This window comes from Coprobacter sp., assembly GCF_982436375.1.
The window spans coordinates 1-9,631 of the sequence record NZ_CEWDCG010000120.1; the positions used below are offsets into that span (position 1 = coordinate 1).

Consider the following 9,631-nt stretch of genomic DNA (forward strand, 5'->3'; position numbering starts at 1 on the left):
AGATTAGTTCAATAAAATTAAGAATCTATTTAGATTTTCCAATAAAAAACTCAATAATCAGGCAATTCTACTGTCTCACCGGGGAAAGACCATCCGATAAATAAAGAGCCGTTTTTCTCAGCAAACGAGCGAAATGCCGCAGCTTTTTCATACTGGTCATGGAAGTGCATCGGAGCAAAACAACCGACAGCAAAACGACAAACAAATTGTTCTGCCCCGAGCATATATTCCCGCCCTAAACGAGGGTCTATCGGAAACATCACTAAATCGAAACGATTCGTAACTCTCGCCAATATCTCCAATTCATGCAGATAAGCAGCTTCATATTCTGCTGATTCCTCCATCGTCGATTCTTCTTTCCAATGCCAATTATTCAAATCTCCTGCATGAAAAACAAGTTTTCCCGCTACCTCTATCAAAAAAGAACACCCTACATCGGTAGAACCGAAAGCCTGAATACAAAGCGTATTATCATGATACAATTCAGATGGAGAAAGATAGACAGCACCATCAAACCGAACATGTCGATCTTCCAATATATCCCGAGAAAATATATATTGAATATCCGGACGATGCTGTTTCCACTCTAAAATCTCCGGATTAAAATGATCTGAATGAGAGTGTGTAGATAAGACATATAATTTCCCTGCTCGATGCAATAAAGAATCATGAACTATACCGTCATTTTCACCGTCAGAATCTCTATAATAGTCGATTATTATCGTAAAATTCTCCCCTTCTATTGCAAAACCGCTATGGTAAATATAGGTCAATCTCATATTAAAAAGTTTATATTCAAAGATAACACTTTAGAAGAAAGAATAAATGCGTGATTTCACATAAAAAAAATTAATAAACAAATAATACGGAATGCCATTCAAGATACAAATTCATTATAATACAACTCTTTAAATCAGAATTAATATAAGCCTATTTTACCTCGTTTTAGTCATGATTTAACACAAAAATTAAGTGCACATATCGAATATTAAGCAATAAATAATCCTCAATAACGCATATTGATTAGCGTACAAAAATACTTTTGCAAGTGTTTCTTAATCATTTCTTAACCAATAATAATTATGACATGAAAAGTACAATTTGTAAAATTGCGATCAGCGTAATTTTGAGTTGCTTCATTTTATTTCCTCTTTCTGCAAAGCAACTTTTCGTATCTCCGGAAGGCGATGATTCTGCAGACGGATCATCATCCGGAAACGCATTTAAAACTATGTCCAAAGCTGTAGATGCAGCGGAGGAAGGCGATGAAATCGTCCTTTTGGGAATTATTGACATAAGTCAAGAGCCTGCTGATAAAATTTATAACAGCGACGCTTATAATAAGAACAATCAAGGTGTCAAAATTCTGGATAAAGGATTAACGATCAGCGGTGACCCGAACCAAACCCGAACTAAAACCGGCTTTACGGGAAACAAAACGACAACATGCCTGCGACTGGACGGGCTGAATAAAAAAGTAACCATCCGAAACCTGAGCATTAAAGAAGGAAATCCTACATCCGATAAAGGAGCCGGCTGTTTCATTCGGAATGCTAATGTGGAATTTGACAATGTTTCTTTCCAGAATAATCAAAACTACGGTAAAGTTTATGATGATTCCCACAAATTCGGAGGAGCTATTTTTATGACAGCTACCGATTTGGAAAAATACGAAGTTACCGTTCGCAATTGTCTGTTTATGGGTAACAGCAACAAAGACGGGGGATGCATCGCTTCTCAAGGAGGTAAATTAAGGGTGTATAACACCTCGTTTGTAAGCAACGATTGCAGTGATGTAAGCGGATCGGAAGGAGCATTCTTCGGGACTGAACCGCAAGAAGCCGTAGATGTATATTTTAGAGATGTTAAAGTCGTTTCTAATTATGTTTCGAATCGTGGCGGTGCTATATATATGAAGCATCGTACCGACAAAAAGAACCTAAAAATGGTATTCGAAAATACTACTTTCAATCTTAACAAAGCCAATGGAGATAACGGAGGCGTACTGTTTTTTGAAAACGACAGAGCCAATACGACCGATGAGATACTCTTTGTAAATTGTACCATGTACGGAAACTATTGTAAACAAAAAGGAGGCGTGTTTTACTTAGGTAAAGGTATGGAAAACTCTACATTCGATGTGGTAAACTGTACGATGACCTATAATACCACCACCGGAAATGAAGGTAACGGCGGTGCTGTTTATATCATGAACGACTGCAAAAAACTGACGAAACGTTTCTACAATTGTATCATAGAAAACAACAAATCGGGCGATGTTACCAATATGGTAAATTCGGACTTTATGGTTCAATATCCGAACATAGAACAATCCGAATTAGAGATACAAAACTCATTTATAGGGCATGACAGTTACGACAACATGCAAAAAAGAACTGCTGAAGGAACAGACTTTACCAAAAACAACTATTTCGACTATTTTGCTAACAGCGGTTCTCTATCCGGTCTTTCCTCCTATTTCGATTACTATGCTGAAGAATGCTTTGCCATACCTTTGGATTCGAAAATATCGGATAAAGCAATGAACTACGGTAATGCCCAATACTTACAAGCCCTGAATATCAATACCGACCAAGTCGGAAAGATCCGGCCCTTTACCAATGGTAAATGTTATGCTGGCTCTTGCGAAGCTACCGAAGAAGAACTCGATTATGACATATATGCTTTGGCTGTAGAAAAAACAGAAATAGAATCAGACCAAGAGGAAGCAACAGTAAAAGCTTACTACACAAACAACGGTTTGGTCGTAGAATCTACACAAAAAATCGAAAAAGCCGAGATTTATAGTTTATCTGGGAATTTGATCACATCAGAGAAACTATCCGGACAAAATACTCGGGAAGAAATTTATGTAAACAATCTGAACCCGGATATTTACATTATCCGCGTAGTATCAGGCGGAAAAACATATTCCCAGAAAATCATGATCCGATAACGGTTTATATGAGAGATTTCAGCTAAAATAATATTCACACATTTATAACAAACCATGAAACATTTAAAAAACAGAAAAACAGAAAGTACCGGTGCATATCACCATCCGGTTCTCAGATTCGCACTGTTTCTGTTGATCGCATTTTTATCGTTCGGAACAACTTTTGCACAAAATTCAACGATAAAGGTCAATGGTACGGTTGTCGATGAAAACGGTGACGTGATCATAGGCGCCAATATATCCGTAGTCGGAGGTACAGCAAGCACCGTTACCAATATAGAAGGAAAATTCAGTATTCAGGTCAAAGAAAATTCTTTGATACGAGTTTCTTTTATCGGATATAAAGCACAAAATGTCCGTATAGACAAAAATAAAAAGGACATTAAAGTAACACTTGCCGAAGACACGAAAAAATTGGATGAAGTCGTTGTCACCGCTTTAGGAATAAGCCGGGATGCTAAATCTTTAGGATATGCCCGCCAATCTATCGACATCGGTACGACAACAGAAGTCCGGGATGCAAACTTGCTGAACATGCTGTCCGGAAAAGTATCCGGCGTGCAATTTATTTCGGCCGGCGGACCGACATCTTCAACACGTGTCGTTATTCGTGGAAATAACTCTCTTACCGGGAACAATCAGCCGCTATATGTCATAGACGGTATTCCTATTATGAACGAAATGGGAGAAGTCGATGACATGGATTACGGTAACGCCGCAAACAACATCAATCCCGATGATATCGAAAGCATCGAAGTATTGAAAGGCGCTAATGCAGCCGCCTTATATGGATCGGACGGTGCAAACGGAGTTATTCTGATCACGACAAAAAAAGCTTCTCGCAAAGCAGGACTCGGTGTTTCGTATGGATTTAACATGATGTTCAACACATTATACCAATACCCGATGTACCAGAATGTTTACGGAAGCGGTAACGCCGGACAACTACATACAGGAATCAACACATACGATAAAAGCTGGTATGATCCTTCATTACCCTACGGAATGGCAAACCTTACGACCGATTATTCGCAATTGTGTTTCGGTATGCCGATGCTGGGATTTGATGTAATCGGACGCAACGGACAAGTAAAAAAATATGTCCCCGGAGACAATAATATCAGCGGACTCTATCAAACCGGTTATATGATGACCAACAGCGTATCGATCGATAAAGTTGCAGAAATTGCATCTATCCGTTTTTCTTATACCAATACCCACGGGAACGATATATTGGAAGGATTTAACGAACGAGACAGACACGCTTTCAACCTACGCACTACGATGAAACTAAAAAAATGGTTAAGTATCGATGTCAATACCCGTTATACGATAGACAATGTAGATAACCGCGCATTCCGTAATAATTCAAACCGAAACCCGATCTACATGCTGACCCAAGTTCCTCGTGACGCATCGTACGAAGAATTATCCGATTATAAAAATCCGGACGGTACACCTCACTCTTTCAGAGGATTCCAAAATCCGTATTGGTCTATGCACGAAACCTCGAATGCAGATACCAAACAATGGTTCTTCGGTGATATTACATTGAATTTCGATCTTTACAAAGGATTAAGACTCAGATTACGGGGAGCAACGGATATACAGACCGGATCGGGATGGACATTCTCCAACTACAACTCTCCGTTCGATGTCGACGGACAATACGACGAATTTCAGGAAAATTCATACAACAACAACTACGAAGCCTTGTTGATGTATAACAAACGAATTAAAAAGTTCAGCATCAATGCCAATTTCGGAGGTTCGGTGCGTACGCAACAAAGCAAAAAGATCCAAGACCGGGTAAATGCACTGATGCAACCTGACGTAAAGAGCCTCGAAAACAATGCTGCTCAAATAAAAGCGACTACAGGATATAACAAAAAAACAAAAGAATCGGTATTCGCTACTGCCAGCTTCGGATATGGGGACTTTATCTATTTGGACGTAACCGGACGCAACGACTGGTCCTCCGCTTTAGGTCGCGGCAATTGGTCTTATTTTTATCCCTCCGGAAGTATCAGCTTTGTATTCAGCGAATTACTAAAAAACACAGCTATCAACAAAGTGTTATCATTCGGTAAAATCCGAGGTTCTATTGCAAAAGTAGGTAATGATACCGGATTCGACATGTTATATAGCAGTTACAGCTATAAAGGTTCTTATCTGGACATGTCTTGGTTCGAACGCGATAATCTGGAAAAAAATCCGAATATAAAGCCGGAAACGACTCGTTCATGGGAAGTCGGGGCTGACCTCCGTTTCTTCAAAAATCGTTTGAATATAGATGTTACTTATTATGATAAATCTACTTTCGACCAAATCGTACGGGCAGATGTCACTGCAGCACGTGGAGCTAATCAACTGATGTTCAATGCCGGAGAAATACGGAACTGGGGAACAGAACTCACAGTGACCGGAACACCGGTAAGAACAAAAGATTTCGAATGGACAACCTCTCTCAACTGGTCGAAAAATAATTCGGAAGTCGTATCGCTCATCGATGGAGTAAGCCGTTATATGTTGACCTCATGGAACGGACTGAACGGTGTACAAGTATATGCCGAAGTCGGTAAACCTTACGGACAAATGTATGGTACCGATCCGGTGAGAAATGAGCAAGGCCAGTTCCTTGTAAATGCAGAAGGCCGTTATGCTCAAGAGGTCGATCACTATTTCGGCTCGGTATCTCCCGACTGGATCGGAGGATGGAGTAATAAATTCAGATGGAGAGACTTAGACTTCGGATTCCACTTCGACTTCAAAAAAGGCGGTAAAGTTTGGTCCTATTCGGGATATGAAGGATCTCGTAACGGACTCACGGTACAATCTTTGGACGGTCGTGAAGAATATCTTTACAGTAATCTGATTGTCGGAGAAAATACAGAAGAACGCCGGGGCTTTTTGCAACCGCAATACACAAACAAGGCCAATACCGACTACGCAGCCAACTATGTCCCGTATATAGATGCATCACGTCCCAAAGGCGTATATGCTCCTAATCGGGTGTACAACGAAAGTGTAGCATTCTGGGCCGGTCAACCTTGCAATATAGCCTATGAACCGCAAAACTACTGGCAAGGAGAATCTTCCAGACAACTAAGCAGATATGTATATGACGCTTCTTATATCAAATTGCGTGAAGTAAGTATCGGATATAATCTACCGAAAAAATTCTTGAGAAAAACCCCGTTCAAATCGGCACGTATAGCTGCAGTCGGACGTAACCTGGCAATCATACTTCAAAATACGCCGAGAGGACTTGATCCGGAAGCTACAAGTACGACAAGCAACGGACAAGGCCTTGAAATGGGTTTTGCCCTGCCTTCGGCAAATTATGGTTTTGACCTGAAAGTATCATTCTAAACAAACACATTTGTGAAAAAAACAATAATATCTATCTGTACAGCCATCGCATTGGGCACTGCGGTTTCCTGCACCGATAACTTCGAAGATATAAATATCAATCCCAACAAAATATACGAAGCAAATATGGAAAGTATTTTTCCGGGATCGGTATATAAGACAATCAATGCCATGGCAGAGCTCAATTATAACCAAATGTGCTGGTGGGCACGCTATTCCGGACATTTCGGAGGCTCTGTCGATATGAATGAAAGTACATCGGATTCTTTTTACAAAAAATTTTATGTCGAAATCATCCGTGATCTTGAATTGAGCGAACGTCAATATGACGGTGTTCCGGGCTATGAAAACCGAGTAGCTATCGTCAGGACATGGAAAGCTTATATTTACTCGATCGTCGTATCTATGTATGGAGGCATGCCCTTGTCTGACGCCATGATTTTCGATCCGAATAAATTCCTCGTAAAACACGATACAGAAGAAGAAATGTACCGGCAAATCCTGGATATACTGAAAAAAGCATCCGAAAGCTTTAACCCTGACGCCAGCACGACCGACGTATTGAAAAAAGATCCTGTATTCAGAGGTACAAGCGGAACAACCAGCGACATCATCAAATGGCGCAAATTTGCCAATACTCTTCGTCTGGAAGTCGCTATGCGTGCAACCAATATTGCACCCGATCTGGCAGAACAACACGCCCGGGAATGTATGGAACATGAAGACTGGATTATTGCTTCTTTAGACGATATGGTTGCTCCGGCATGGGGTAGTGACGTTTCGAATGACGTATCTTACTACTACAACCGTTTTTTGAAAAAAATTCCGACAGAAGGATTCCGTGAAGGAGACTACCCTCGTATAAACGAATATTTTTTCATTTATTTGAGATCATATAACGATCCTCGGTTAGAAGCGTTCGTAGACCCGACAGAAACACTGAATCAATACACAGTAAACGATACAATAACCCGTCCCAACCCATACGAACCGGGATTTAGGGATTCCATCGCCGTAACTTATCGTATTCCACACCTGCCGAGTCCTGAACGTAGCGGAATTTTACCTCGCGGCTGGGAGGTTGCTATCGACCCGAACTCTCCGAACGGTACTACCAAATATGAATCGCCTTATACCGGTATATTGGCAACTCAATGGTCTTTGATCAACTATGACTTCATCAAACCGGATGCGAAACATATCATCATGAACTGGGCAGATGCCTGTTTCCTAAAAGCCGAAGCTGCTTTACGGTACGGAATAGGATCTAAATCGGCAGAAGGTTATTATTACGAAGGAATAGAAGCCTCTTTTGCTCAATACGGATTAACAAGTGCGGTAAAAGAATATAAAGAACAAAACGGTATCAAATGGAACACGAACGGAAAAGGATTGACCGACTTCCGCTGTCTCTATCATGCAGATATTAACGGAGAAGGAGATTTTGATAATCACTTGGAACAAATTATCAAACAACGTTATATAGCCGACTACTTCAACGGATATTCGGCTTGGTGTCTCGAACGTCGTACCCGAGTATTGAAATTTCCTCCGTTTTTCTGTAACAGCACAACAGAAGGAAGTAACGGAACATACGACTTTATCCCCGAGAGATACGTATATCCTTTGTCTGAAATAACAAATAACACTGCCGCCTACTGGAATGCCGTTTCTGACTTGTTGGCACAAAGTCCGTATCCGATAAACAACATACGCAAAGGAGACAACCTTCAAACTCATTTGAAAATGTCTTTAGTTAATCCTTTATTGGAAAATGCTGATGCTAACTATATGAACCGGACCATCGCTTACAGCAGCCGGCATTTACAAAAATGGTACGGCAATACAGAAGAAGAATTTATCAAAAACGTCCAAAAAATATATCCGGATGTAACCAGCAGCAAATTATTGCGCAAATATATCGGTTACAAAGCGACAGTTATCAGTACTTACGAACCTAAATAATAGACTTTGTTATGAGAACTTACATAAATCATACTTTAAAATTGGTAATGGGATTAGGGTTAATAGCCGGATTATCCGGTTGTGACAAAGACCGAGGACCTTCGGTCGAAGATCATTTCCTGAACTATGAGATCCCGAATGTCGAACTAACGGCAGATTGCCCGGTAGGTGCATTTTATTATCAAAGAGGAAATTTGGATGACGGTAAATTAGCCCGTTTAGCTCAACCTTGGGATCAATCGAAAGGACAACTCGGTGCAAACGTGAGACCGATATTGACAGAACAAATGAATTTCGATGTCAAAAATCCCGAATCGGTAGAGTTATACCAACAACAAGTAGATTGGGCAATACAAGGTAGAATCGACTTCTTTATATTGCCGGCTATACAAATCGATCTTAAAACATTTCTGAATAGTGGAAATGTGACAATGACCGATGTTCTCGGAGGTAAAAAAGGCGCAGAATATACCGATGACGATACAGGAGAGACAATCACCGGAAATCCGGTACAATTACAGCGTGAAAACGGAAGGTTGAGATATGCAATTTCCATCAACCCCAATAATATTACTAATGGATTGAGTAATAGCAAACTGATCGAAGATATGCCGGATGAAACAATCAGTACGGGAGAAAAAATGTCACGGACAGACATTATGTGTAAAGCTTTTGAACAAATAGCCGTAAATTATTTTGGAGATGACAATTATTATCATATAAACGGGAGACCTCTGGTAGTCATCTTTAATCCGCACAAAATTTATACGAAAGATTCGAAAGCTCTTTATGATAAATTGCGTACAGCAGTTCGTGAAGCTTGTGGAAAAGAAATATTTATAGTAGCACAGCAAGATGCTTGGGCGCCTACCGGACGCTTCGAGGTTTTCCATTGTGCTGGAAAAGTCGATGCGATTACCACAAAGAGCATGTATGATCAGAATAATTTTAACCGTGCTTACATGTATCCTCAAATGATCGATCAGAATTGGAAATATAACCAAGAGTTTGCTGCGTCACATTTCCAGATCGATTTTATACCGACGATCAGCCCGTCCCGTAATGCTTACATAAATATGGGTAACCAATATAACCAACCGATAGTGGATAAAAATCCCGACACCTTCCGAACGATGTGTAACGTTGCAAAAAGACATTTGGGCGGTACTCGGATCGTATTCCTCGAATCTTTCAATGATTGGGCGTACTATTCAGCAATAGAACCTACCGATCCGGAATACGGAAACGGTTATGGAATGACTTATCTCGATATATTAAGAGAACAATTTAAACTCTGATTCTAAATTAAATATCATCATTTCGAATAGTTTATTGTAT

The 9,631-nt window shown here is 40.2% G+C and carries 5 protein-coding genes; 4 read left to right on the forward strand and 1 reads right to left on the reverse strand.

The window, feature by feature from the left end:
• Positions 1-50: 50 nt before the first annotated feature.
• Complete coding sequence (locus tag AC1WHX_RS07855) at positions 51-779, reverse strand: MBL fold metallo-hydrolase (RefSeq protein WP_303115513.1); 729 nt, start codon at positions 777-779, stop codon at positions 51-53.
• A gap of 308 nt (positions 780-1,087) precedes the next feature.
• Between AC1WHX_RS07855 and AC1WHX_RS07860 the strand changes: the two genes are divergently transcribed.
• From AC1WHX_RS07860 to AC1WHX_RS07875, 4 genes are read left to right on the forward strand one after another with little or no spacing between them, the layout of a single operon-like run.
• Positions 1,088-2,956, forward strand: coding sequence for a T9SS type A sorting domain-containing protein (locus AC1WHX_RS07860; protein WP_303115511.1), 1,869 nt, complete (start codon positions 1,088-1,090; stop codon positions 2,954-2,956).
• 54 nt (positions 2,957-3,010) lie between these two features.
• Positions 3,011-6,328, forward strand: a complete 3,318-nt coding sequence (locus tag AC1WHX_RS07865) for a SusC/RagA family TonB-linked outer membrane protein (protein ID WP_122338286.1) — start codon at positions 3,011-3,013, stop codon at positions 6,326-6,328.
• Between the two features lie 12 nt (positions 6,329-6,340).
• On the forward strand, positions 6,341-8,293 hold the full coding sequence (locus tag AC1WHX_RS07870) for a SusD/RagB family nutrient-binding outer membrane lipoprotein (RefSeq protein ID WP_122338287.1): 1,953 nt from the start codon (positions 6,341-6,343) through the stop codon (positions 8,291-8,293).
• A gap of 11 nt (positions 8,294-8,304) precedes the next feature.
• Positions 8,305-9,591, forward strand: a complete 1,287-nt coding sequence (locus AC1WHX_RS07875) for a glycoside hydrolase family 99-like domain-containing protein (RefSeq protein WP_122338288.1) — start codon at positions 8,305-8,307, stop codon at positions 9,589-9,591.
• Positions 9,592-9,631: the final 40 nt, after the last annotated feature.